27 protein-coding genes are annotated in these 24052 nt (G+C 36.5%); 19 read left to right on the top strand and 8 right to left on the bottom strand.

What is annotated here, in order from left to right; genetic code table 11:
• Positions 1 to 30: 30 nt before the first annotated feature.
• From AN964_RS22595 to ltrA, 7 genes are all read left to right on the top strand, one after another.
• Complete coding sequence (locus AN964_RS22595; RefSeq protein ID WP_055742058.1) at positions 31 to 1542, top strand: DHA2 family efflux MFS transporter permease subunit; 1512 nt, start codon at positions 31 to 33, stop codon at positions 1540 to 1542.
• 357 nt (positions 1543 to 1899) lie between these two features.
• A complete protein-coding gene (locus AN964_RS22590) occupies positions 1900 to 2859 on the top strand; it encodes a LacI family DNA-binding transcriptional regulator (RefSeq protein ID WP_055742057.1) in 960 nt (319 codons plus the stop codon).
• 50 nt (positions 2860 to 2909) lie between these two features.
• Positions 2910 to 3236, top strand: coding sequence for a YnfA family protein (locus AN964_RS22585; RefSeq protein ID WP_055742056.1), 327 nt, complete (start codon positions 2910 to 2912; stop codon positions 3234 to 3236).
• Positions 3237 to 3322: 86 nt separating this feature from the next.
• A complete protein-coding gene (locus tag AN964_RS22580; RefSeq protein ID WP_055742055.1) occupies positions 3323 to 3694 on the top strand; it encodes a hypothetical protein in 372 nt (123 codons plus the stop codon).
• A gap of 171 nt (positions 3695 to 3865) precedes the next feature.
• On the top strand, positions 3866 to 4363 hold the full coding sequence (locus AN964_RS22575; RefSeq protein WP_055742054.1) for a hypothetical protein: 498 nt from the start codon (positions 3866 to 3868) through the stop codon (positions 4361 to 4363).
• A 195-nt stretch (positions 4364 to 4558) separates the two neighbouring features.
• The gene (locus AN964_RS22570; RefSeq protein WP_235950776.1) at positions 4559 to 5428 is read left to right on the top strand and encodes a putative RNA methyltransferase; all 870 of its coding nucleotides are present in this window, start codon (positions 4559 to 4561) and stop codon (positions 5426 to 5428) included.
• A gap of 603 nt (positions 5429 to 6031) precedes the next feature.
• Positions 6032 to 7291: a group II intron reverse transcriptase/maturase gene (ltrA, locus tag AN964_RS22565; protein WP_055737770.1), complete on the top strand. Its 1260-nt coding sequence runs from the start codon at positions 6032 to 6034 to the stop codon at positions 7289 to 7291.
• A 52-nt stretch (positions 7292 to 7343) separates the two neighbouring features.
• Here ltrA and AN964_RS22560 read toward each other — a convergent pair whose 3' ends face one another.
• The gene (locus tag AN964_RS22560) at positions 7344 to 8069 is read right to left on the bottom strand and encodes a MerR family DNA-binding transcriptional regulator (RefSeq protein WP_055742053.1); all 726 of its coding nucleotides are present in this window, start codon (positions 8067 to 8069) and stop codon (positions 7344 to 7346) included.
• 163 nt (positions 8070 to 8232) lie between these two features.
• Here AN964_RS22560 and AN964_RS22555 point away from each other — a divergent pair, with 163 nt between their 5' ends.
• The 3 genes from AN964_RS22555 (at position 8233) to ant(6) (ending at position 11674) form a co-directional block, all read left to right on the top strand.
• Positions 8233 to 9111, top strand: coding sequence for an alpha/beta fold hydrolase (locus AN964_RS22555; RefSeq protein WP_055742052.1), 879 nt, complete (start codon positions 8233 to 8235; stop codon positions 9109 to 9111).
• A 414-nt stretch (positions 9112 to 9525) separates the two neighbouring features.
• The gene (locus AN964_RS22550) at positions 9526 to 9939 is read left to right on the top strand and encodes a YjdF family protein (protein ID WP_055742051.1); all 414 of its coding nucleotides are present in this window, start codon (positions 9526 to 9528) and stop codon (positions 9937 to 9939) included.
• Positions 9940 to 10810: 871 nt separating this feature from the next.
• Positions 10811 to 11674 carry an aminoglycoside 6-adenylyltransferase gene (gene ant(6), locus AN964_RS22545; protein WP_055742050.1) on the top strand — a complete coding sequence of 288 codons (864 nt, stop codon included), beginning with the start codon at positions 10811 to 10813 and terminating at the stop codon, positions 11672 to 11674.
• A gap of 133 nt (positions 11675 to 11807) precedes the next feature.
• Here ant(6) and AN964_RS22540 read toward each other — a convergent pair whose 3' ends face one another.
• The 3 genes from AN964_RS22540 to uvsE all read right to left on the bottom strand — a co-directional run bounded on the left by AN964_RS22540 (position 11808) and on the right by uvsE (position 14257).
• Positions 11808 to 12623, bottom strand: a complete 816-nt coding sequence (locus tag AN964_RS22540) for a class I SAM-dependent methyltransferase (protein WP_235950823.1) — start codon at positions 12621 to 12623, stop codon at positions 11808 to 11810.
• A gap of 13 nt (positions 12624 to 12636) precedes the next feature.
• Positions 12637 to 13071, bottom strand: a complete 435-nt coding sequence (locus AN964_RS22535; protein WP_055742048.1) for a MarR family winged helix-turn-helix transcriptional regulator — start codon at positions 13069 to 13071, stop codon at positions 12637 to 12639.
• A 220-nt stretch (positions 13072 to 13291) separates the two neighbouring features.
• The gene (uvsE, locus tag AN964_RS22530) at positions 13292 to 14257 is read right to left on the bottom strand and encodes a UV DNA damage repair endonuclease UvsE (RefSeq protein WP_055742047.1); all 966 of its coding nucleotides are present in this window, start codon (positions 14255 to 14257) and stop codon (positions 13292 to 13294) included.
• Between the two features lie 133 nt (positions 14258 to 14390).
• Here uvsE and AN964_RS22525 point away from each other — a divergent pair, with 133 nt between their 5' ends.
• Complete coding sequence (locus AN964_RS22525; RefSeq protein WP_055742046.1) at positions 14391 to 14576, top strand: hypothetical protein; 186 nt, start codon at positions 14391 to 14393, stop codon at positions 14574 to 14576.
• A gap of 7 nt (positions 14577 to 14583) precedes the next feature.
• Here the strand turns inward: AN964_RS22525 and AN964_RS22520 are convergent, their stop codons facing one another.
• Positions 14584 to 14949 (bottom strand): carboxymuconolactone decarboxylase family protein, encoded by a 366-nt coding sequence (locus AN964_RS22520; RefSeq protein WP_055742045.1) that lies wholly within the window; start codon positions 14947 to 14949, stop codon positions 14584 to 14586.
• A 155-nt stretch (positions 14950 to 15104) separates the two neighbouring features.
• Between AN964_RS22520 and AN964_RS22515 the strand changes: the two genes are divergently transcribed.
• On the top strand, positions 15105 to 15395 hold the full coding sequence (locus AN964_RS22515; RefSeq protein ID WP_055742044.1) for a hypothetical protein: 291 nt from the start codon (positions 15105 to 15107) through the stop codon (positions 15393 to 15395).
• 39 nt (positions 15396 to 15434) lie between these two features.
• Here AN964_RS22515 and AN964_RS22510 read toward each other — a convergent pair whose 3' ends face one another.
• Positions 15435 to 16016, bottom strand: coding sequence for a M15 family metallopeptidase (locus AN964_RS22510; protein ID WP_083489519.1), 582 nt, complete (start codon positions 16014 to 16016; stop codon positions 15435 to 15437).
• Between the two features lie 219 nt (positions 16017 to 16235).
• On the opposite strand from AN964_RS22510, the gene AN964_RS22505 reads away from it, so the two are divergent.
• Entirely contained in the window at positions 16236 to 16712 is a 477-nt protein-coding gene (locus AN964_RS22505; RefSeq protein ID WP_055742042.1) for an SRPBCC family protein, read from the top strand.
• An 85-nt stretch (positions 16713 to 16797) separates the two neighbouring features.
• Here the strand turns inward: AN964_RS22505 and AN964_RS22500 are convergent, their stop codons facing one another.
• On the bottom strand, positions 16798 to 18042 hold the full coding sequence (locus tag AN964_RS22500) for an aminopeptidase (RefSeq protein ID WP_055742041.1): 1245 nt from the start codon (positions 18040 to 18042) through the stop codon (positions 16798 to 16800).
• A gap of 274 nt (positions 18043 to 18316) precedes the next feature.
• Between AN964_RS22500 and AN964_RS22495 the strand changes: the two genes are divergently transcribed.
• The 6 genes from AN964_RS22495 (at position 18317) to AN964_RS22470 (ending at position 23179) form a co-directional block, all read left to right on the top strand.
• Positions 18317 to 19936, top strand: coding sequence for a catalase (locus AN964_RS22495; protein WP_055742498.1), 1620 nt, complete (start codon positions 18317 to 18319; stop codon positions 19934 to 19936).
• A 281-nt stretch (positions 19937 to 20217) separates the two neighbouring features.
• On the top strand, positions 20218 to 20697 hold the full coding sequence (locus tag AN964_RS22490; protein ID WP_055742040.1) for a GNAT family N-acetyltransferase: 480 nt from the start codon (positions 20218 to 20220) through the stop codon (positions 20695 to 20697).
• 73 nt (positions 20698 to 20770) lie between these two features.
• Positions 20771 to 21355 (top strand): histidine phosphatase family protein, encoded by a 585-nt coding sequence (locus AN964_RS22485; RefSeq protein ID WP_055742039.1) that lies wholly within the window; start codon positions 20771 to 20773, stop codon positions 21353 to 21355.
• Positions 21345 to 21800 (top strand): GNAT family N-acetyltransferase, encoded by a 456-nt coding sequence (locus tag AN964_RS22480; RefSeq protein ID WP_055742038.1) that lies wholly within the window; start codon positions 21345 to 21347, stop codon positions 21798 to 21800. Before AN964_RS22485 ends, AN964_RS22480 begins: the two co-directional genes overlap by 11 nt.
• A gap of 163 nt (positions 21801 to 21963) precedes the next feature.
• The gene (locus tag AN964_RS22475; protein WP_055742037.1) at positions 21964 to 22719 is read left to right on the top strand and encodes an SDR family NAD(P)-dependent oxidoreductase; all 756 of its coding nucleotides are present in this window, start codon (positions 21964 to 21966) and stop codon (positions 22717 to 22719) included.
• Between the two features lie 28 nt (positions 22720 to 22747).
• Positions 22748 to 23179 (top strand): MarR family winged helix-turn-helix transcriptional regulator, encoded by a 432-nt coding sequence (locus AN964_RS22470; RefSeq protein WP_055742036.1) that lies wholly within the window; start codon positions 22748 to 22750, stop codon positions 23177 to 23179.
• Positions 23180 to 23915: 736 nt separating this feature from the next.
• Here AN964_RS22470 and AN964_RS26165 read toward each other — a convergent pair.
• A partial coding sequence (locus AN964_RS26165) for a transposase (protein WP_200915643.1) occupies positions 23916 to 24052 on the bottom strand: 137 nt, incomplete at its 5' end.

The following is a 24052-nucleotide window of genomic DNA, read 5'->3' as shown; positions in this document are numbered from 1 at the left end:
AAAAATGACAGAATAAGGAGATACAAAAATATGGATTCAGCAATACAACAAAAAAAACCACCGTATTTAATGCTTGCGATTTTATTTGTAGGAGCATTTGTTTCTTTTTTAAATAACTCGCTCTTAAATGTCGCACTGCCGTCTATTATGGTGGACTTAAAAATTAAAGATTATTCAACCGTACAGTGGCTTGCTACAGGTTATATGCTTGTCAGCGGTGTTTTAATTCCAGCGTCGGCCTATTTGATTACACGCTTTTCAAACCGCAGTTTATTTATTACAGCAATGACGATTTTTACATTAGGTACTGCAACAGCAGCTTTTGCTCCAAACTTTGGGGTACTGCTTACTGGACGTATGATCCAAGCTGCAGGCTCTTCTGTAATGGGACCTTTGTTAATGAATATCATGTTAGTTAGCTTCCCGCGTGAAAAACGTGGTACAGCAATGGGTGTTTTCGGACTAGTAATGATCACAGCTCCTGCAATTGGACCAACATTATCTGGTTATATTGTAGAGTATTATGATTGGCGTTTGCTTTTTGAAATGATTTTACCGTTAGCAGTGATTAGTTTAGTGTTAGGAATTTGGAAATCGAAGAATGTAATGGCACAAAATAAAAATGCAACGATTGATTATTTATCTGTTATTTTGTCATGTATCGGATTTGGCGGGCTCCTATATGGTTTCAGTTCTGCAAGTTCAGATGGCTGGACAGATAAAATTGTCTTGATAACATTAATTGTCGGAGCTATTGCCTTAGTTGCATTTATCGTTCGTCAATTAAAAATGAAAGAACCACTTTTAGATTTACGTGTATATAAGTACCCAATGTTTGCACTTGCATCTATCATTGCGATTGTAAACGCAGTAGCCATGTTCTCAGGTATGATTCTAACACCAGCATATGTACAAAGCGTCAGAGGTATCTCACCGCTTCATTCAGGTTTAATGATGCTTCCAGGTGCTATTATCATGGGGATTATGTCGCCGATTACAGGAAAACTGTTTGATAAATTTGGTCCGCGTATGCTTGCCGTGGTAGGACTTCTGGTAACAGCAGTTTCAACATTCATGTTAGCACACTTACAAGTTGACTCAAGTTACACCTATATTATACTTGTTTACACTCTTCGTATGTTTGGTATGTCCATGGTAATGATGCCAATTATGACAAACGGTCTAAATCAATTGCCAAACCGTTTAAATCCACACGGTACAGCAATTAACAATACAGCTCAACAAGTATCCGGTTCCATTGGTACAGCAGTTCTTGTAACAATCATGAACTCTGTTACAAAATCAAAAGCGGAAGACTTATTGGCAGCTGTTGACCCAGCAACCTTTACGAAAGCTACACAGGCATTGTTAACACAAAAAGCTTTATTAGCTGGAATTCAATACTCATTCTATGTAGCACTTGGCATTAATATTGTTGCTCTAATTTTAGCTTTATTTGTGAAACGTGTTGATGTAAGTAAGGAGGCTGTCAATAAGTTAAATCAACAAGAAAATACGAAAATGAAGCCAGAGACAATTTAATGAGAATTTATTAGTTTAATAGAAGTTATTGTGTGTGAGAGGGGAAAATTTCCTCTCTTTTTTTAATATATTCAAGAAGTTTCGGAAAAATAGTATAACAGGTAATACTTTAGGGGTTGCGTAGATTACTCTTTTTTTGTATAAAAAGAAGTGCTCTTAAACTTTAAGAACACTTCCGACAAAGAATTGTTACGCCGCAGATATGCGTTACGCCAATCCTATAAATAGGTTAAATTATGAAACTGGTTTCAGAGCAAGAAAAAGTTAATATCTTTTTTTATACTGAAAGTGCTCTTTACTAATTTTGGGAATGTTACAATGAATAATGAGATATATAAGTTTTTTAAAGGTGATAGCATGACAAATATTAAAGAACTGGCAAAAATGGCTGGCGTATCGGTCACGACCGTTTCCCGAGTATTGAATAATCACCCATATGTGAGTATAGAAAAACGGAAGGCCGTGTTAGAAGCAATTGAGAAAAGCAATTATCAAAAAAATATTAATGCTGTTCATTTAAGCACAGGAAGAACACAGCTTATAGGTGTTGTTTTACCATTCTCTGATCACCCATATTTCGCTCTGTTATTAAAGGGAATAGCCAAAAAAGCATTGGAAAACAATTATAAATTGGTCTTATTTCAAACGGAATATTTGGAAAGCAGGGAACTGGAAGCTTTACAAATGTTGAAACAAAAGCAAATCGATTCCTTAATCATTTGCTCGAGAGCTTGTGATTTATCTGTGATTGAAGAGCATTTACTATTCGGTCCAATTGTTCTTTGCGAAAATATTAAAAGTGAAAAGATTTCTACTACCTTTGTTAACCACTATAAAATTTTTCAAGAGGCATTAGAATATTTATATCAAAAGGGTCATAGGGAAATTGGTTACTGCATTGGCAGATTGACAGGAACTAGCAGCTATAAACGGGAAAGGGCATACAGAGATTTCCTTGAAAAATATGGCTTACCGTATCACTCTGAATATATTATGGATAAATGCCTCTATTTCGAGGATGGAGAAAAAGTCATCAATCAAATAAAACAAATGGATACTCCTCCTACAGCACTTTTGGTCACAAATGATCAGGTTGCTGCCGGAATTGTGATTTGTTGTCAAAAACAGCATATCTCCATTCCGGATGAAATTTCTATTATTGGTTTTGATAATGAACCAATAGCAAAAATGATGAATATTACTTCCATTGAAATTCCTCTTGTTGAAATGGGAATGAATCTATTTTTACAAGCAGTTAGCAGTGATATATCCAATAAGGAGTGGTCTGTTAAACTAATGGAAAGAGAGACAGTTTGATTTCATTTCGAGTTATAATATATGTTACATTACGCTAGAAAAGGTGAATTATGATTTATACTATCGTTTTATTTATCCTTGCCGGAATCGCAGAAATCGGTGGCGGGTACTTGATATGGCAATGGTTGCGCGAAGAAAAGCCATATTGGTACGGAATCATTGGCGGTATCATTTTGGTGCTTTACGGAATCATCCCTACCCTGCAAAAATTTCCTTCATTCGGAAGAGTATATGCAGCTTATGGCGGAGTTTTTATTATTTTGTCTGTTTTATGGGGATGGGGAGTGGATCGAAAAGCACCGGATACCTACGATTGGATAGGAGCAATCATTTGTTTAATCGGGGTATCCATTATGCTTTGGGGACCGCGGCATTGATTTATAAAGTTAAAGTGATGTTGGTGTTCGTGAATGGATAAAAACAGGAAAGATAAACGCATAAGTACTTATACTGGATTTTACTATTGGGATGGTATTTGCTTGTTAATATTATTGCTACAACATACTGGAAGCATTTTGGCTGGTGGTTTTTAGTAGTATGCTTTGTCGCGCTGATTATAGGACTTGGCCCAATTGAAAAAAGATTATCACGACTAGAGGAAAAGCGGTCACAGGAGAAGATTTTAAGCAGATATCCATTCGTCAAAGAATTACAAAATGGCCAAGTAATGACCATTGAAATGAAGAATGGAGAGAGGTTAGAAAATGTTGTTCTGCTCACTCGTGTGGAATCTGAATTATTGATAGTATCAAAAAGTGAAAAGGATCGAGATGTTGATGAAAAGAAAATTCAGACAATAAAGCTTAAACGTGTAAAGTCAATAAAGGTGCATTAATGTCAAAACCCATAGAATCTTTTCAGATCTTATGGGTTTTTTGATTTTTCTTTCGGTATATCGGATGAAACACTTCGAATCTGGAAAAAAATTCAAAATACATATAAGGAAAGTTATTGGATATTTTAACAAGAAAGAGAAGCTAGTTAAAGTGAAAAGGATGTCCAATTTATGTCAATGAAAATGCGAATATTCCTGAATATTGCGATGGTATTATTATCATGGTCAACACTGCCCTTTTATGGGTTACAAAATATGAAAAGATTTTTCCCAGTTTCCCTCCTAATAGGAGTTATAGAAGCAGTAAATGTTTTAATCGGGAAAAAGCGTAAATGGTGGGTTTTCTATCATAAACCAAACTCTTACTTGTTTAATGAATTCCCTTTTAATATTGGTCCTTTTTTAATCGGGTCCATGTGGATTCTGAAGTGGACATATGGGAAATTCTTTCGCTTTGTCTTACTAAATGCGATTGTTAATGCGTTCTTTGCATTTCCGTTTTCTGTTTTATCAAAGAAGATACGATATTATACATTGGTCCGTTTTAACCACTTTCAATTTTTTCTTTATTTCTTTTTAAAAGCATTTGTATTTTATTGGCTGCAATATCTTTATGAGAAAAAAACCACCAAACTCAGAGTAATTGCGATTACAAAAAAGACTTGTTAGAATAGTTAAAGGGAAGTATACTCCCTTTTTTAAATTCAAAGGAGTCCTTTTCTATGATTATTCAATTCATTCGTTATAGATAAAGAGAGGTATAGACATTCACGAGCCCGATTCATATTTTTTTGAGCATGATGATGAGGGTTTATTTGTCTATGCCTTTTTCATTTATCAAAACGAATGAATGAGGTGTCTTCTTTGAATCAATTGAATAAAAGAATACTAAGCGCAAAGCATGTAAGCAATTTTGAAAACATGTTCAAATGTCCAATATGTGGTTCTTCGATAAAGGTATTTGAATATAGAAGTTTGGTTTGTATTAATCGTCATACATTTGATTTTACTAAATATGGATATATCAATTTATTTCCTCGTCCAATCAAGACAAAATACAGTAAAGAGCTTTTCGAGGCTAGAAAACGAATTACTGAAAATGGTTTTTTTGGTCTTCTAACAGAAACCGTTGCTGAAAGTATAAAAAATCATGTTAAGAAAAAAGACGTGACAATACTTGATATGGGATGTGGGGAAGGGTCTCATCTTTCTCAACTTTGTGACAATATTGGTTCACACGTAACAGGATTTGGAATTGATATTGCGAAAGAGGGAGTTTTAATAGCATCAAAGTATCATTCGAATCAAATTTGGGCAGTCGCTGATTTAGCGAATACCCCGTTTCAGGATAAGCAGTTTGACGTTGTATTGAATATACTATCGCCATCCAATTATGCGGAATTTAAAAGAATAATAAAATGTGATGGTTTGGTAGTAAAGGTTGTTCCTCAAAATAACTATTTAAAGGAACTAAGAGAATTTTATTTTGATGATCCTGAAAAACAGTCTTATTCAAATACAGAAACAATCGATCGGTTCTGTGAGAGTTTTCAGCTCATTAACCGATCAAGGTTATGTTATTCGGTAAAACTAGAAAAGCCATTCCTGCCATCATTAATTCAAATGACACCTTTAACTTGGGGTGTTACAGAAGAGCGGGTGAATACTGTTTTACAGAAGGAGACCGTTACTATCACTGTCGATTTGGAGATACTGATTGGAAAGACATTTTAGAGTAAGTTGGAGAACGGATCCTATAATGGATTCGTTCTTATTGTGCGCCCGGCATGGGTGTAGTCTCTAGGGTGAAAGTCCCGAACTGTGAAGGCAGAAGTAGCAGTTAGCTTAACGCAAGGGTGTCCGTGGTGACGCGGAATCTGAAGGAAGCGAGCGGCAAACTTCCGGTCTGAGGAACACGAACTTCATACAAGGCTAGGTATCATTGGATGAGTTTGCAATACAAAACAAAGTCCTTTCTGCCGAAGGTGATACAAAGTAAATGAAGCAGATAGATGGAAGGAAAGATTGCACTCTTACCCGGGGAGGTCTGGTTGATACGCCAAGTACACTTGGTAACCTATCTAGTAATGGATAGCTGAACAATCAGAAGTCAGCCGAAGTCGTAGTACTTGGTTTGCTCGAGAGAATCAAGGAAGGACTGAACCATTTTAGGAGAACAAACACTCGGCAAACGGTTCTTTATGTATGAAAGCAGAAAATTCTTACGGAACCTACCTGAAAGGAAGAAATGGTGAATTCCATGGGGGACTTCGGGAGGGCTTAGTAAAGAACCCACTTAATGAGAATGTATTGTTCACGTAGAAAGGATAAATCTCAATGTTAATGGAACGAATGCTGTCACGGGAAAATCTTTTACTGGCATTAAAGCGAGTAGAAAAGAACAAAGGAAGTCATGGAGTAGACAATATGTCCGTAAAAGACCTACGAAGACATATTCTCGAAACGTGGGATACACTTAAAACATCCTTAATGGAGGGTACTTATCAACCTTCTCCTGTCCGTCGGGTTGAAATCCCAAAACCGAACGGTGGAGTAAGGTTATTAGGTATCCCAACCGTGACAGACCGTTTCATCCAACAGGCGATTACTCAGATTTTAACCCCTATCTTCGACCCGACTTTTTCAACACAGAGCTATGGTTTTCGACCAAACAAACGAGGTCATGACGGTGTTAGACAAGCGAAGAAATATATCGAAGAGGGATACCGATGGGTAGTCGACATGGACTTGGAGAAATTCTTTGATAAAGTCAATCATGATAGATTAATGCGGACTCTATCCAAAAGGATTCAAGACAGAACGCTCCTATCACTAATTCGGAAGTATCTACAGTCTGGCATTATGATTAATGGAGTCATAACGAAATCCGAGGAGGGTACGCCCCAAGGTGGACCATTAAGTCCTTTACTCTCCAATATCGTTCTAGATGAACTAGACAAAGAGTTAGAAAAGAGAGGGCACAAGTTTGTCCGATACGCAGATGATTGTAATATCTACGTAAAATCGAGAAGAGCCGGAGAGCGAGTAATGGACTCGATTACTACTTTCATTGAATTTACTCTAAAACTAAAGGTGAATCGAGAAAAGTCAGCTGTAGACAGACCTTGGAAAAGAAAGTTTTTAGGTTTTAGCTTCACATTTCATAAGAAACCGAAGGTGCGGATGTCAAACCAAAGTATTCAACGTGTCAAGAAACGGATACGAGAATTAACTTCAAGGTCAAAACCAATTCCAATGGATTATAGAATAGAGAAGCTGAATCAATATTTGATTGGCTGGTGCGGATATTATGCATTAGCAGATACACCCACTATTTTCAAAGAATTAGACGAATGGATTAGAAGGCGTCTCAGAATGTGCCAATGGAAAGAATGGAAGAAACCAAAAACCAAAGTAAGAAAACTCATTGGATTAGGGATTCCAAAAGAGAAGGCATACGAATGGGGAAACTCTAGAAAGAAATATTGGAGAATAGCCAGAAGCCCAATCCTACAGAAAACCCTCACAAACTCCTATTGGGAGATGCGAGGGCTGAAGAGTCTTTATGTGAGATATTCTCAACTACGTCAGACATAAATGGAACCGCCGTATACGGAACCGTACGTACGGTGGTGTGAGAGGTCGGGGGTTAGTCACCTCCTCCTACTCGATTAATAAATTTAATGGTTTTCAGCATGTTAATATAATTACTTAAATCCGCTATCCCTGCAAACTGTATTTGAAGTTTTTCATTCAGATTCCCCAATGCAAGAGTATAAGCTTGTTCAATCTTCTCCAAATTTTGTGTATCAAGCTCTTCCAACAATTCTCGCATATTTTCGATATAGTATATCGTTTTTCTTAAACTGCTAATAAGAAGAATTTTTCGTAATTCCGTTACGGAAAATATTCTGTATCCACTGTTCTTATCCCTTTTTGAACGGATTAGGCCCTCATTTTCCCAATGACGGATTGCTGAAGTATTGACCCTTGCTATCGCAGCAACTTCGCCAATACTCATATTATCTTTTACTTTTTCATGAATGGTGAAATCCGCGTTCTTTACCATAGTTAATATCTTTTCTACACGTTTCTTTTCTTTTTCCATTTCATACTGTTGTTCATTGATTAGCCAAAGAGCAGTATTAATATCTCGAGCTTTTATTTTCCTCATAACCTCGTAAACAATAGGAATTTCATAACCTTGAAGCAATGCTCGGACCGTTATAAATGCCTGAAAATGGAGCTTAGTGTAATATCTGTGGTTACTTTCCGTTCGGGGAACATCCGGAATTAGCCCTTGTTCTTCATACCTTCTTAAAGTGGTGGTGCTCACATTGAGAAATTCTGCAATTTGTTTCGGCGAATAGGTCATAGAACCATCACTCCACTCTTCCATCTTTAAAGTAAAACCTTCAAGTGCTACGTTAACATAACAACTCAAGAATAGCATTATTTCAGGACAAAAATAATGTAAAACTGAAAGATTGCATGAATGTTGTATAGTGAAAATATAAAGCGTTAGGAGGGGTTTTTCATTGAAAAAGATGGTGAGATTATCTAATGGTTCTGAAATGGAAGTAGGGTTAACCGGAAAAGAAGATGGTAGCGTAATCATGTTGCCAATAGCGAAAAAATCTGTTTATGGTCAAGAGGCAGAGACTCTTAAAATGTGGGGTGTTGATCCTGAATTAGGTGAACATTTTGTTGATGGGTTAGCAGATAATTTTAAAGTGTTATATTTTGATTATGAAGGCCATCTTTTAAGAACACCGAATTTTGACTATCTTACTCCTGAGCATATAACTAAAGATTTTTTGCTGATTGCAGATGAAATGAACGTTGATCAATTTAGTTATTATGGTTATTCTTGGTTAGCCTTAGCAGGTCTGCAATTGGCTATTCGCACAAATCGATTAGAGAGCTTCATTATGGGTGGATTTCCACCGCTTGACGGCCCATATAAAGAAATGCTGATTGTGACAGAAAAAACATACCAGCAGGCATTGGATAATCAGAATCTCTCTAATTCTGCAAGAGTTAAAAACGATGTGCCGGACACACCCGATGAAATTGATTGGGAGAATGTTCAAGTGGAATTAGATCCCAATCAGACGAAACAATTCGTAACCATGTATCAAAACTTAATGAATTTCGATGACAAATCGATTCAAAAACAATTAACCATACCTAGACTAGCTTTTGCTGGAGAAATGGATACCATCGTTTACGGAGAGAATTTTGGAAATGTAACGGTTGATATTGTGGGATTACTTACAAAAAATAAAAAAGAACTAAAACAGTTAGGATGGGATGTTGAAGTTTTAAAAGGCGAGGGGATGGATCATACAAAAGCCATGCAGCCGATTAATGTTTTACCGCTAATAAAGCCGTGGTTAGTAGAAAAGTTAATGTAAGGAGGATTGATCAATTTGAGTTTGGCGGACTCTCGTTCCGTTATCTGTGACAAAATGGGTTCAATTCGTATATTTGCGGACATTGGTTCCGTTATTTGGTGAAAAAGTAGTAGTTTTCTTATGTTTTTGCATTGATAACGGAATCAGTGTCCGCTAAGTAATTAAAATAGGGCTATTTTATGGAAATAGCGGATTCTGTGTCCGCTAAATTTACCGTTATTATTTCTTTGGATGAAATTTGGAAAAACTTTTTGACTATTCATTTTTAAAACTGCTAACATATTATCAGGTGGAATGAAAAAACACGATTCGGTTGGTAGTCCGGATGCATCCATTCTTTTGGATGTCAGTAACCTTCCCCTCCTCGGGATGTCCGTCATTCCATGAATTCAAGAGTAAGAGGAGGGAATCGTCATGAAATTGACGGTTTATTTTGATGGTCAGTTCTGGATTGGAGTCATTGAAATTCAGGAAAACAAAAGATTAAAAGCTTTTCGTTTTGTATTCGGTGCAGAGCCCAGTGATGTTGAGATTTTAGAATTTATCCATACCCGTTTACTACCTATCATGCAAAATAGTAAGCTTGCTGGGGTCAAAGCAAGCAGGATGATGAAGAAGGAGATTAATCCAAAACGTATACAGCGGCAAGTAGCCAAAGAAATGAAGAAAAAAGGGATATCGACAAAAGCTCAAGAAGCTATAAAGGATGATATCAAACAGCGGAAAGCGGAAGGGAAAAAGCTGAAAAAACAGCAAAAGGACGCTTTTCAACAAAAAAAGTGGGAACTCAAAAAACAAAAGGCAAAGCAAAAACATAAAGGACGATAAATGCTTTCTACTATTTTTGATGACTCATAAATCTTAAGCTAACACCTAAAAATTGAGATCAAGTCTAAGCAGGACATGATCTCCTTTTTTATGAAGGCATTTTTCTTAGCTTTTGTATACGAAAAGTTCTTGGTTACAACCTTATTTGCGTTAAAAATGAATAAACTAGTAAGAAAAGTGCCCAGAAAACAAACATGTTTGGGTTTATAACAACTGAGGAAAAGCAACAAAGAATACGAAAACAGCCATTATAAAACTTGAAGAGCAATCCGAGTTCAAGTGGTCTTTATAAGGTATCAAAAGCCCAACATGATGAAGAATCCGAATCCCAATGGTCTTTATAAGGAATCAAAAGCCCAATGTGAGGAAAAATCCGGATCCCAACGGTCTTTAGAAGGTATCAAAAGCCTAACGTGAGGAAGAATCCGAATCCCAATGGTCTTTATAAGGCAACAAAAGTCCAACGTGAGGAAGAATCCGAATCCCAATGGTCTTTATAAGGTATCAAAAGCCCAATGTGAGGAAGAATCCGAGTTCAAATGGTCTTTATAAAGTATCAAAAGCCCAACGTGAGAAAGAATCTGAATCCCAATGGTCTTTATAAGGAATCAAAAGCCCAATGTGAGGAAAAATCCGAATCCCAATGGTCTTTAGAAGGTATCAAAAGCCCGATGTGAGGAAGAATCTGAGTCAGAATGGTCTTTATAATGCAACAAAAGCCCTACTGTCAATATTAACATACCTCATTATAAGGGTTTACAGAACAATTAGGTGAATAGTCAACATTAATCTCTGATTGAATGAACGATAAAACGGGTTGGAAACCGGCAAAACAAGTCAAAAATTTAAAGACGATTGGAGGGTCCACATTATGAGAAGTGAAATCGAAATGATGAATATGCTTGTTGATTTTGCCAGAAAGGATGACAGAATTCGATTGGCAACACTAGAAGGATCACGCACAAACAAAAACATACCCCGTGATTCATTTCAAGATTATGATATTTCCTATTTTGTTACAGATATGGATTCCTTCAAAGAAAATGATCAATGGCTCGATGTATTCGGGGAGCGTCTAATGATGCAAAAGCCTGAAGATATGGAGCTTTTTCCACCGGAGTTAGGGAATTGGTTTTCTTATCTTATTCTATTTAAAGACGGAAATAAATTGGACTTGACCCTTATTCCCATTAACGAAGTAAACGAATATTTTTCTAATAGTGATGGTCTGGTAGAAGTGTTGCTTGATAAGGACTCTCTTATCAAAAATCGAGTGATTGCCAGCGATCGTCAATATTGGATAAAAAGGCCCACTGCAAGGGAATTTGATGATTGCTGCAATGAATTTTGGATGGTTTCTACGTATGTAGTAAAGGGATTAGCAAGGGAAGAAATCCTTTTTGCTATTGATCATTTAAACGAGATTGCCAGGCCTAATCTGTTACGGATGATGACTTGGCAAATAGGCTTAAAGCATGGTTATTCTTTTAGTGTAGGGGAAAATTACAAATTTATTAAACAATATCTATCAACAGAAGACTGGGAAGCATTACTATCCACTTATTCAGAAAGTAGCTATACAAAGATGTGGGAAGCATTATTCACTTGCTATAAGCTATTTAGAAAATACTCTAAATCTGTAGCAGAAGGTCTCGGCTATCAGTATCCGGAATATGATAGCGCTATTACGGAATACACGCAAAATATTTATAACTCACATAGTAATAAGTCATAAGAAGAGGGAATCAACGAAGACATGGTTGAATTCAATCTCGTTTTTGAGAAGCAATTGTTTATGAAATGTGAGTGGAATAAGATAGGTTTAACGGATTACCGGGAAGGACTCATTAAGGTGAGTCCGTTTGAAATTAAAACTTATACGAAAGCAATCTCATCATATTTCGGAAGCTTGGAATGAAGCCCATTGCAGCATAAAGGTAACGTTCTTTTAATGGGAGTTTATGAATGTATCTCGATTTAAATATGGACACAGCGGCATTCCTTTTGAGTTTTGAATTTAGCTGATCAACTTGACGAACATCATCCACCATCCATTTGTGCTCAGCTCCAGTCGTTTCTTTCAGACTTTCTTTTCCAGATTGGATGGCAAATGAATTCATGACATCAAAAGCAATCTGTCCATGTGGAAAAAAGCTAGTTATACGGTTAAGAAGCTCTTTTACTTCCGATTCTGTAAGATATTCCAAAACTCCTTCTGCAATGACCATTACTGGATTAGTTCTTGGAATTTGTTCCAACCAATCTAATTCTGTGATGGAGGAGGATATCATTTCATAACCATTTTGATTCGAATAAAAATGCTTGCGTATTTCCATTACTTCAGGAAAATCAACATCATACCAGCGGACAGTAGACGGCGGTATTATTCTGGAAACTCTTGTGTCGAGACCGCAACCAAGATTAAGTACAGTAGCATTAGGGTACCGTTCAAGAAATTCCTCTAACCATGTATCTAACTGTTTAGCCCGAATAACCATAAGATTGTTTCCAAAGCCATTCACTTTTTCAAAGTCATAATCAATTAAACTAGCTATTTCCGCTGCTTTTTTATCATGAAGAATGGTATTTTTAGAACGGCTGTCTAAGGCTTTAGCGTGCAAAGTGATTAAAAGGGTTTCCATTTCTTTTTCTAAAAACACTTTATGAGGTTTAGGTGTTACCATCATTAACCCTCCTTTAACAATCAGCTATCTTTGTTAACAATACATTAACCTTGTGCAGGGCAAATTTTAAATCTAATTGCTCTTCATCGCTTAACTTAGAAATGCTGTCAGTAAACTTTTGATAGATCTTCGTCCACTTTTTATCCTGAATATCCTGACCATTTTGAGTCAGAGAAACTAATACGGCACGCTTATCTTTAACGTCAGGCACCTTACTTACATATCCGCTAGCTTCTAAATCCTTAATGATATTGGTTAGTTGTTGCTTTGCAATATTTAAACCATTACTAATTTCTTTAAGATTCAATGCCCGTTGCTGCATGTATATATACTCTATAACATGATTCTGCATATGGGATAGTTCTACCGAATGCTTATTTAACTCACTAAAACTGCTGAATAAATTTGGAATTAAGGTGATGTATTCTTTCGCTATTTCATCAATCATTTTTTATTCTCCTTATGATTTAGTAAATATTATATTACCATTTTCGATTATAATCAAACTCAATATTGATATTTGGTAAAAAAATATTTACTAATATGAAAAGAGATCGGTTAGCCTCAGAAAAATGTTAAAAAGGGTTATATTTTATTCTTTGATGCAATCTCTGAAATGGAAATAATTTTGCAAACAAAAATGATAGGCAGTTGTTGGAAAATTTCTGTCATTTTATATAAAAAGATGATGCATCTATAATCTCTATATTCGGCCATCCTTTAATATCCTCCATTAATTTAAACAACGCCTTATCTTTCTGCTTGGCTTCAATCATACAATCAATTTGTGGAACGCTACCTTTGATTTGATTTAGAAATGTAAAAAACATAGTGGGATCTACATAATCTGAATGGTAACGGAATTCCTTTTCACTTTTTGGACTGGAAATATGCATTTTAATTGGAAGAGGCGAGCTTTCCCATGTTTTTACTACTCTGCTCCAGTTATCCTCCCAATGGATATGATGATGGTGGGCAAGATGGTGATGATAATCGAACACCAAGGGAATTCCTATTTTTTCACATAGATAAAGTGTATCGCCCAGAGTAAATGAAGTATCATCGTTTTCAAGCATAATTATATTTTGAATAGACTTCGGAACAAGCCCCCAATTGTCTACAAATCTTTCGAGTGACTTTTCTGTTTCTTTATAATTTCCCCCAACATGCAACACACAGCGATGGGTTGTATCAATGCCCATATTTTTTAAAAGTAAATAATGAAGCTTTAACGTCATGATGGAATTTTGAAAAATGCTTTTCTTTGGGGAGTTAATTAATACAAAATGATCTGGGTGAAAGTCTAATCGCATCTTGTTTTCTTTGGCATAGTCTCCAACCTCACGCAAAGATGGAAGTAACGGTTTCATATAATCCCAATCTAAAAGTTCTTCGTGATTTGCAAGTGGAATGAGACGGGAGGTTAGACGATAAAAGTGGATGTCGGAAGCGGCATTGTGCTTTAGCAATCTAAGTGTATTGTTTAAATTTATAAGGGCAATGCGCTCTAATTTACGAAGTGCTGCTTCCCGGTCCTTTATTTTTTGAAATTGAGAGAAAGTCATTGTTTTCGATGGGGAAGCATTTTTTAACTCCATGCTCATTGCGACATAGCCTAAACGTACAATCGTCATTATTTCACCTCTTTTTACATGTTATTCTCCTATATCATTTGAAATAGTTCAGATTGTATGTACCTAACTAATCTAAAAACACCATTCCCTCTGTAAATTCATACAGATATATAGGTTAGGGGAGGTGCCTATAATGGAAAAACACTCAATTGAAATTTTTATGTGGGTTACAGCTATATTTGTGGCAAGCTTATTAACTTTTCATTCTATTCTTCTATTATTTGCTTTTGTATTTGGGATGGCTGCATGCCAAGTTTACTTAAAAACAGGCATTCCTTCACCATCAAAAATCACCCAGCAGAAAGAGGGTGATCTTTGATTTAACACTATTGTTTCAATTGATTCAGTTCTTCTATACATTCTTGTACAAGTGTGACAGCCTGACTCATGGAAGCACCTCCGCCAAAAGCAGCAGTAACGCCTATGGCTTCAAAAATTTCCTCCTCTGTACATCCTTGATCTAAACAACCTTTTGTATGATAGATAATGCAGTATTCATCCTGGGAGTATAAGCTAATTCCTAATGCAATCAATTGTTTTTGCTTTTGGGATAAAACGCCCTCTTTAAAGCATTCTTGTGTAAATGCATTATAATGTTCGGCGAGTTTTGGCATTTTTTTCGTAAAAGTTCCTAATCCAACCTTATACTGATATAATGCTTCTTCTGTTGAATTCCTTGCTTCAAATTCCATTTAACATTCATCTCCCATGTTTTTGTCGTCCAAATTATTATGAACACAAAAGTTTGTTTAATTCCCATTTATAAAATTTCTTCCTATAAGCGTGGAATATTTTGCGAATGAATGCACACTATACTATTAAATTTTGAGGGAGAGAGGTTCGGTGTATGCAATTTTTGCTTATCTTTTTAAGCATCATTATTCCATTAGGAATGTATGCTCTCCAATTAAAATGGACAATCCTGCGATTCCTTTATAATATACTTGCGATTATTTGTTCTCTTTTATTTGGTAATATTGCTTCGCTAGCAATACTTGAAGTTATTAGAAATAACACGGTATTTATGACAACTATCCATGCTGTTTTCCTAAACATCGCTTTTTTAATAACAGGCGCCTATTTGGGAGTGTATCTGCTTTATCAGCTAATCCATGTGACAATCGCTCAAAGAAAGTAAAAAAAGAGGCATTGCCTCTTTTGATCGATTCATATTTCATTATTTAGATTCCGCCGTTAAAGAGGATTCATCCGGTCTTGCACCATTCTGTAAATCGGCAATGGACAAGCCAAAATCCATTTGCAGATGGGGATAATCTTTAAATTTAACCCAGTCCCCGCCCCAGGTGAAGCCTAAATTTTTCGCTAAATCTACAACCTCGTACCAGTCTGATTTTCCATTCTTATTACCATCATATTGCATATCCCAAATAATTTTCCCGGAAGGAGTTTTTAACGCGAAATCAACAGCAAGCCCATAATTATGATAGGATTCCCCGCCTTTTGCATTGGTCACAATATTTCCGCTGACCGTTCGCCCTTTTTTATAAAGTTGATCTTGATCTGCAGCACTTCGAAAACCATCTGTAATAACGACCGCGATTCCTTTTTTTGCTGCTTGTTGAATTAATTGATTCATCCTCTTTTTTACAACTGGATTTAACTCCGTTGGAAAAGAATCGGAATGGTTTTGTTTTTTGGGATTATCATGTTCTTGGCTGGATTGTATATAAAAGATCAATATTAACACGAGAGGAATAATGAATAAGAAATTTCCAATTCGTTTTTTCTGTTTTTTCAAAGCTAGTATTCCTTTCCGAACTTCAATTATATCGTTATCAGTGACGAAAATGGTAGTTTAATTGTTTCATGAATTTTAAGGGAATACAAGAATATGATTATTCCAAATCGTTATAGTATAAATTACTTGTTAAATTGGGACTTTTTTCTTATCTGTATTATATGATATTATTATTTTGTCTTTTCAGTATTTTCAATAATATTATGGGTGGGAGAACAAATGGCACATTACAAATTCGAAACAAAGTGGGTATTTGATGCGTCAAGTAGTGCAACAATGGATCAGGTGTGGGATGTTCTTCGCTCACATGAATATGAAAAATGGTGGGAGGGAGTTAAAGCAAAGGTTCTTGAGTCTGGGGATGAAAGTGGCATTGGAGAATTGCGGGAAAGCTTTTTTAAGACTAAATTACCGTATACTCTTTCCTTTAAAAATCGATTAACTGCATTGGAAAAGCCTCATTTAATTCAATTAGAGGCTTATGGGGAATTAGAGGGGACAGGTACTTACCACATTTCAAAGTCCAATAAGTTAATAGAAGTAATATATATTTGGGATGTTATTACTACAAAACATTGGATGAATATTATGGCACCTATTATGAGGCCAATGTTTAAGTGGAATCATGATCAGGTGATGCATCAAGGGGCTGTTGGGTTAGCAAAGCACTTAAATATGAAACTGGTGCAGGGATAATGGTAATTGTTGTAATCAGGAAAATGATATAAAAAAGAAGGGCAAGAAATAGGTTCATTTTTCTTGCCCAATAATTTTTAGAAGACTAAATTGCCCAGTCTCCATTTCGGAAAATCGGAACTACAGTGCCATCTTGTTTAATACCGTCAATATCCATTTTGTCAGAACCAATCATAAAGTCCACATGAACAGTAGAAGTGTTCATACCATTTTTCAGAAGTTCTTCCTCGCTCATTTTTGTTCCACCTTGAATGGTGGTTGGATATGCTGCCCCAATAGCCAAATGATTCGATGCATTTTCATCAAATAAGGTATTAAAGAAAATGACATTTGACTGGGAAATTGGAGATGGGTCTGGTACTAAAGCAACTTCTCCCAAACCTGTTCCACCTTCGTTGTCAAAAACCAATTTCTTAATAGCTTCATCGCCCTTTTCTGCGGAGATATCCACGATCTTTCCATCTTTAAAATGAACTTCAATGCCTTCAATCAAAGTTCCTGCATAGCTTAATGGTTTTGTACTGCGGACTACGCCGTCCATGCGGTGGGTATCAGGAGCGGTGAATACTTCCTCTGTTGGCATGTTTGCGATAAATTCTTCCCCTTTTGGATTATAGCTTTCCGCACTTGCCCATATATGGTTTTTAGGTAAGCCCAAGGTTAAATCTGTTCCTGGAGCTGTATAGTGCAATGCATCAAATTGGATTTCATTTAATTTTGCTGCTTTTTCATTCAATGTCTTTTTATGATTATCCCAGGCAGCAACAGGGTCTTCCTCATAGACTCGACAGACCTTGAAGATTTGATCCCATAGGGCATCCACTTGTTCTTCAGAAGTAGAAAGATTAGGGAATACATGTGCAGCCCATCCAGCGCCAGCAGCAGCTGCTACGGTCCATTTCAAATCATCATTTTGAGTAGCAACACGTTGAGCTTTGAATGCTTTACCAGCAACATTTTGATAAGCAGCTACTTTTGCAGGATCCGCTTCATTAAGTAAACCCGGATCACTTGACACAATGGATAGACGGCTTACACGGTGATTCAATACATGGTCTTCTGATTCCTCAATTTCATATTTAGGAATATTTGTTAAAACCTCTGTTGGTTGATGTAAATAATGCAGTTTACTGATTTCATCATCTGACCATTTCACAATGACTTTTTCCGCACCTAAACTATAAGCTTCCTTTGTGATTAATCTTGCCAAAGGAGCTTGATCAACCGTAATCGTCATCTTTACCCAATCTCCGGGCTGAACATTAATACCTTTTGCAACTAAAAGTCTGGCATACTTTTGTAAGTTTTCTTCAAAATTAGGTAGAACCATTTTTTTTACCCTCCACTTAGGAACAGGTCACTGTCCATTTTAATCAGAATATCATTCTCGTTAGTTTAACCGTGATATCAGTTTGATATTATACTCTATCTTTGTGTTTGAGTGTACTAATTTGTTTGAGAATTTCCTTTTTTCATTCAGTAAAAACTTTTTTAAATAAGAGCGGGAAAATACATAATGACTAATTTTTATGTATTAGGTAATTATACTACTGGATTAATATGCTTATGAATCTTTAATCTTTACCGAAAAGAGGGCGATGATGATGGAAAAAGACTTATCAAAAAATCAAACGAATATGGAAGATGATGGTACGCTTACTAACCGGCAGGGACACCCAATTACAAATAATCAAAACATCAGAACCGTTAGCAATCGAGGGCCAGCAACACTCGAGAATTATGATTTTATTGAAAAAATCAGCCATTTTGATAGAGAAAAAGTACCGGAACGTATAGTACATGCTCGCGGTGCAGGTGCTCATGGATATTTTGAGACTTATGGATCGGTTGGAGATGAACCTGTTTCAAAATATACCCGTGCAAAAGTGTTTCAGGAAAAAGGAAAACAAACTCCAGTATTTGTCCGTTTTTCTACTGTTGTGAATGGTTTACACTCTCCAGAAACGGTTCGTGATCCTCGTGGATTTGCTATTAAATTTTATACGGAGGATGGGAATTGGGATTTAGTCGGTAATAATTTGAAGATCTTTTTTATTCGAGATGCGATGAATTTCCCTGATATGATCCATGCATTTAGACCTGATCCCGTTACTAATATTCAAGATCCACGCAGGTTTTTTGACTTTTGTGCTAATTCACCAGAATCCTTCCACATGGTAACGTTCGTTTATTCCCCATGGGGAATTCCAGCAAATTATCGGATGATGCAGGGATCCGGGGTTAATACATACAAATTGGTAAACAACGAGGGAAAAGCTGTCCTTGTAAAATACCATTGGGAACCAAAACAAGGCATAAAAAATTTAACCGTTAAGGAAGCGGAAGAAATCCAGGGTAAAAACTTCAGTCATGCGACGCAAGATTTATATGAAGCAATTGAACGTGGAGATTATCCTGAATGGGAATTGTTTGTGCAAATTATGGAGGATGGGCCGCATCCTGAACTGGATTTTGATCCTCTTGATGATACAAAGCTTTGGCCAGAAGATCAATTTCCATGGAAACCTGTAGGCCGTATGGTGTTAAACAAAAATCCGGAAAACTTCTTTAATGAAGTGGAACAAGTAGCATTTGGGACAGGTGTCCTTGTGGATGGTTTAGATTTTTCCGATGATAAGATGCTGCAGGGAAGAACATTCTCTTATTCAGATACACAGCGTTATCGGATTGGGGCAAACTATTTGCAGCTTCCAATTAATGCGGCGAAAAAACGCGTTGCCACCAATCAGGAGGGCGGACAACTTCGTTATTTTAATGATAAAGCGCCTGGACAGAACCCGCATGTCAATTATGAACCATCCAGCATGGGCGGTTTGAAAGAAGCGGAGCAGGTAGGTAAAGAGTTCACCCCTCATGTAGAAGGGAATCTAGTCCGTGAATCAATTGATCGAAATGATAATACAAAGCAAGCCGGTGAAACTTACCGTCAATTTGAAGACTGGGAAAAAGATGAATTAATCAATAACCTAGTCAATGATCTCGCCATTTGTCCTAAAGATATACAGGATAAAATGATTGCACTGGCTGAGCAAGCAGATGATGAATATGGCAGACGCCTTAGAGAAGGTCTCTCTGAGAAAGCCAAAGAAATGAATAGCATGAAGATGGAGATTGGAGTGGAGATGCGTCCGCTTGGTTTCAAAAATGCTCACAAAGCAGTGCAAAAAGCAGTAGAAGAAGGACATGAGGCAGATCCGTATTAAGCGTGAAGTGGCTATGAGGATTTTTTCCTTGTAGCGGCTAATGCAGTTAGACAAGTTGTTATTTTTAAGTGGATTGAAGAAAGTCTTGCCATATATGGCAGGGCTTTTTAATTTGAGCTAAAGGCCTTTTTATCTACCGTGTTTACAATCGCAGTAATTTTTTCTTTGTATTGGAAAGGGTATTTCGTTAAAATAACAAAAAGGAAAGATGATTCCGACTTTTAGGATATTTCCACTAAATAACGGCAGTTGGATAGGGAATTATCAATGGGGGAAAAAGAATGAAGATAGTTCAAACAAGTGAAATACCAAAACATATTGTAACGGAATTTTTTATAAAACATTGGGGCAGTCCTAAGATGGTAATATCCAGCGGTACTTATCAATGTGATGAATTAGATGGATATGCCGTTTTAGATGAAAATGAAAGAATAATAGGGTTAATAACATATATTATCTTTAAAAATGAATGTGAAATTATCTCATTAGACAGTACGGTTGAGAATAAAGGCATCGGCACAACATTAATTCAGAAAGTAGAAGAGGCAGTTAAACAAAAACAATGTAATCAAATAAAATTAGTGACAACCAATGATAATTTACATGCCCTGGGATTTTATCAAAGAAAGGGTTATAGATTAACTGAATTATATGTAGATGCGGTTGAGATTGCTAGAAAAAGGAAGCCAGAGATCCCCCTTGTAGCGGAAAATGGTATTCCTATTAGGGATGAAATATTACTGGTAAAAAAGTTGATATAATCGTCCATTTAAATTTAATGCTACATATTTTATAAATCTAAACTACTAAATATAAATGAAAGGCAGTGATAGTATGTCCAAAACAATTTATCTTGTCCGGCATTGTAAGGCAGAGGGGCAAGCATTTGATGCGAAGCTAACGCCAACAGGAATGAAGCAGTCAGAGCTATTAACTGAATTTCTTTACGATAAACAAATTAATTCCATCGTTTCCAGTCCGTATAAAAGGGCGGTAGATTCCATTAAACCCTTGGCAAAAAGATTAAACTTACCTATTAATGAAGACAATCGTCTAGGGGAAAGGGTTTTAAGTTCCCTTGAACGGGACGATTATCTTGAAATGCTTGAAAACTCATTTAAAGATTTGGATATTTGCTACGAGGGTGGAGAATCAAGCAGACAAGCAATGAATCGTGCCATCGGAGTAATAGAGGATGTTTTAAAGGGCTCTGCTAATAATATTGTAATTGCAACGCACGGAAATTTGATGTCCTTGATCTTAAAGCATTATGAACCATCCTTTGGGTTTAAAGAGTGGAAATCTCTATCCAATCCAGATGTATATTGTTTGAAATTTGAGGGTGATTCACCACAAATTGTCCGGATTTGGCAAGAAACTATTGCTCTACCACTTTCGGAGGTGTTTTATGGAAATTAAATTAGATGACTTAACAGGTACTGAAATAGCTGGTTTAATAATGGAGCATCTTCAAGGGATGGCATTAAATTCCCCGCCGGAAAGTATACATGCACTGAATCTTGAACAATTACAAAAACCGGAAATTACCTTTTGGAGTGCATGGGAAGGAAATGAATTGACAGGATGTGGGGCACTGAAAGAGCTTGATCGCCATCATGGAGAGGTAAAATCCATGAGAACAGCCCAAGCACATATGCGGAAGGGTGTTGCAAAAAAAATGCTCCAACATATCATTGAGGAAGCCAAAAGGCGGGGATATGCTCGTCTTAGTTTGGAAACAGGCTCAATGGAGGCATTTGAACCAGCTAGAAAGCTTTATGCAAGTTTTGGATTTAAATATTGCAAGCCATTTGCAGATTATGTAGAGGACCCAAATAGTGTATTTATGACATTGGAGTTATGAATAATAGATGGATTTTACAAAATAGAATCAAGTAGGTAATTCCGCATGTTGGAATTACCTTTCTTTTTTTTCTCTCTATTTGATGTAATTTACTATACAAAAAAATAGTTTACTATTAAACTAAAAATAGTTTAATAGTAAACTACTTTTAGGAGTGTTAAAAATGGGAAAATTACAAGACAAGGTAGTCATTATTACCGGCGGTGCCGGTGGTATAGGCAGTGGAATGGCTAAGGCAATGGTAAAAGAAGGTGCAATCGTTGCAATCGTAGATTTGAATGAAGAAACTGGTAAAACAATGGAGAAGGAATTACAAGCGATTTCTCCAAAATCAATGTTTCTTCAAGCAAATTTAATGGATCGGGAAAATCTTGGACAAATTATTAAAAAAGTTGTTGATAAATACGGTAAACTAGATGTATTAGTAAATAATGCGCATGCTTCCAAACAGAAAACTATTGAGGAAACGACCCAAGAAGATTTAGATTTTTCATTCGGGACTGGATTTTATCCAACATTCTACCTAATGAAAGCCGCACTTCCTTATTTAAAAGAAACAAAAGGAAATGTGATTAACTTTGCTTCTGGTGCAGGTCTTGAAGGGCATACAACACAAGGTGCATATGCCGCAGCGAAAGAAGCAATTCGCGGTCTTTCACGTGTTGCCGCAAATGAATGGGGCAAATTTGGCATTAATGTAAATATCATTAGTCCACTTGCGAACTCACCAGGTGTACAAGCATGGGCAAAAGCACAACCTGAATATTATGAAGATGTAAAAAGTAAAATTCCAATGGGCCGTTTCGGTGATGTAGAAGAAGATATCGGCCGTGTAGCTGTCTTCTTAGCTTCAGAAGACTCTCAATATATTACGGGACAAACTATCATGGTTGACGGTGGCTCAATAATGCTTCATTAATATTCTCGGTTACTCGAGGAGGATTTATTTGCAACAAACAAGTATTTTTAAACTCATTCATGCAATCGAATTTATGAATAATGAAAACATTAAGCGATTTACAAAAGCCTTTCCTTATCCGCTTGGTATTTCTCCCATTTTAGTATTAGGGGAACTCCAAACGAAGGGTCCACAAAAACAAGTTGAACTTGCAGAGACGGTAGGATACACAAAGGGTGCGATGACCAGTATCGCTTCTAAGCTTGTAAACTTAGGGCTTGTGGAAAGATTGTATGATGAAAATGATCATCGCACTATTCGGCTAAACATAACAGCTGAAGGTGAAAAAGCATTAATAATAGCCCATGAAATTGGCAAAAAGGTCTTTATGGAGCTTTTTGAAGTATTGAGTGAAGAAGAGATAAATCAATATTTACGCATTCAAGAAAAATTAGTGAATGGTATTCAAAGCAGAAAATAGGTTCAATCTAAAAAAGAATGCAACTTACCCCCGGTGTGAATAAAACAGCGGGGGTATTTTCTTATGTAATTATCTTTCATACACGTGATGAAGGACACTGCATTCTAATATCCCGTTTAGGTTGTCCTTCATTGAGTACATGAAGGACATCACAATCGAAAATACGCATAGATATGTCCTTCATGGAGCATATGAAGGACAAGGCAACCGCAAATACTCATGGACCTGTCCTTCATGGAGCATATGAAGGACAAGACAACCAAAAATGTCCATGGATATGTCCTTCATGGAGCATATGAAGGACAATACAACCAAAAATGTCCATGGATATGTCCTTCATGGAGCATATGAAGGACAAGGCAACCGAAAATACTCATGGCCATGTCCTTCATGGAGCATATGAAGGACAAGACAACCGAAAATACTCATGGACCTGTCCTTCATGGAGCATATGAAGGACAACACAACCGCAAATGCCCTTGGACCTGTCCTTCATGGAGCATATGAAGGACAACACAGTCAAGTCCATTTAATTGTGTAAAAGTGTTAACAATATTTTCGAGTTAATTCAACTTGTGTAATGAACTATATTATTTCGAATTTACTTTGAGGGTGGGCATGATAGCCTGGAGGGTAAGCCAGGTGTTGTAAACTCCTGGCTTCCTGGCTTTTTATCATGCCTACTGGAGGCTCAAAGTCAATTCGAAATTAGGCTTTTACACTCTGTATGATAGAGTTAATTATCTTTTGATTTTTTTAAATATGGGTAATCCTTTGACGTCCATTCTTCATTAATATCCATCAATACTGAGCCAATAATCCTTATGGCAGACTGATCATTGGTAAAAATACGAATGACTCTTTCTCTTCTAC

It is taken from the genome of Heyndrickxia shackletonii (assembly GCF_001420715.1).
GTDB classification, from domain to species: Bacteria; Bacillota; Bacilli; order Bacillales; family Bacillaceae_C; genus Margalitia; species Margalitia shackletonii.
This window is presented reverse-complemented; position numbering and strand designations above follow the sequence as displayed.

Bases quoted from the DNA above. Each gene is read 5' to 3' on its own strand.
- AN964_RS22595 (WP_055742058.1), top strand. From the start codon at position 31: ATGGATTCAGCAATACAACAAAAAAAACCACCGTATTTAATGCTTGCG.
- AN964_RS22590 (WP_055742057.1), top strand. From the start codon at position 1,900: ATGACAAATATTAAAGAACTGGCAAAAATGGCTGGCGTATCGGTCACG.
- AN964_RS22585 (WP_055742056.1), top strand. From the start codon at position 2,910: ATGATTTATACTATCGTTTTATTTATCCTTGCCGGAATCGCAGAAATC.
- AN964_RS22575 (WP_055742054.1), top strand. From the start codon at position 3,866: ATGTCAATGAAAATGCGAATATTCCTGAATATTGCGATGGTATTATTA.
- ltrA (WP_055737770.1), top strand. From the start codon at position 6,032: ATGTTAATGGAACGAATGCTGTCACGGGAAAATCTTTTACTGGCATTA.
- AN964_RS22560 (WP_055742053.1), bottom strand. From the start codon at position 8,069: ATGACCTATTCGCCGAAACAAATTGCAGAATTTCTCAATGTGAGCACC.
- AN964_RS22550 (WP_055742051.1), top strand. From the start codon at position 9,526: ATGAAATTGACGGTTTATTTTGATGGTCAGTTCTGGATTGGAGTCATT.
- AN964_RS22540 (WP_235950823.1), bottom strand. From the start codon at position 12,623: ATGGTAACACCTAAACCTCATAAAGTGTTTTTAGAAAAAGAAATGGAA.
- AN964_RS22535 (WP_055742048.1), bottom strand. From the start codon at position 13,071: ATGATTGATGAAATAGCGAAAGAATACATCACCTTAATTCCAAATTTA.
- uvsE (WP_055742047.1), bottom strand. From the start codon at position 14,257: ATGACGATTGTACGTTTAGGCTATGTCGCAATGAGCATGGAGTTAAAA.
- AN964_RS22525 (WP_055742046.1), top strand. From the start codon at position 14,391: ATGGAAAAACACTCAATTGAAATTTTTATGTGGGTTACAGCTATATTT.
- AN964_RS22520 (WP_055742045.1), bottom strand. From the start codon at position 14,949: ATGGAATTTGAAGCAAGGAATTCAACAGAAGAAGCATTATATCAGTAT.
- AN964_RS22515 (WP_055742044.1), top strand. From the start codon at position 15,105: ATGCAATTTTTGCTTATCTTTTTAAGCATCATTATTCCATTAGGAATG.
- AN964_RS22505 (WP_055742042.1), top strand. From the start codon at position 16,236: ATGGCACATTACAAATTCGAAACAAAGTGGGTATTTGATGCGTCAAGT.
- AN964_RS22500 (WP_055742041.1), bottom strand. From the start codon at position 18,042: ATGGTTCTACCTAATTTTGAAGAAAACTTACAAAAGTATGCCAGACTT.
- AN964_RS22495 (WP_055742498.1), top strand. From the start codon at position 18,317: ATGGAAAAAGACTTATCAAAAAATCAAACGAATATGGAAGATGATGGT.
- AN964_RS22490 (WP_055742040.1), top strand. From the start codon at position 20,218: ATGAAGATAGTTCAAACAAGTGAAATACCAAAACATATTGTAACGGAA.
- AN964_RS22485 (WP_055742039.1), top strand. From the start codon at position 20,771: ATGTCCAAAACAATTTATCTTGTCCGGCATTGTAAGGCAGAGGGGCAA.
- AN964_RS22480 (WP_055742038.1), top strand. From the start codon at position 21,345: ATGGAAATTAAATTAGATGACTTAACAGGTACTGAAATAGCTGGTTTA.
- AN964_RS22475 (WP_055742037.1), top strand. From the start codon at position 21,964: ATGGGAAAATTACAAGACAAGGTAGTCATTATTACCGGCGGTGCCGGT.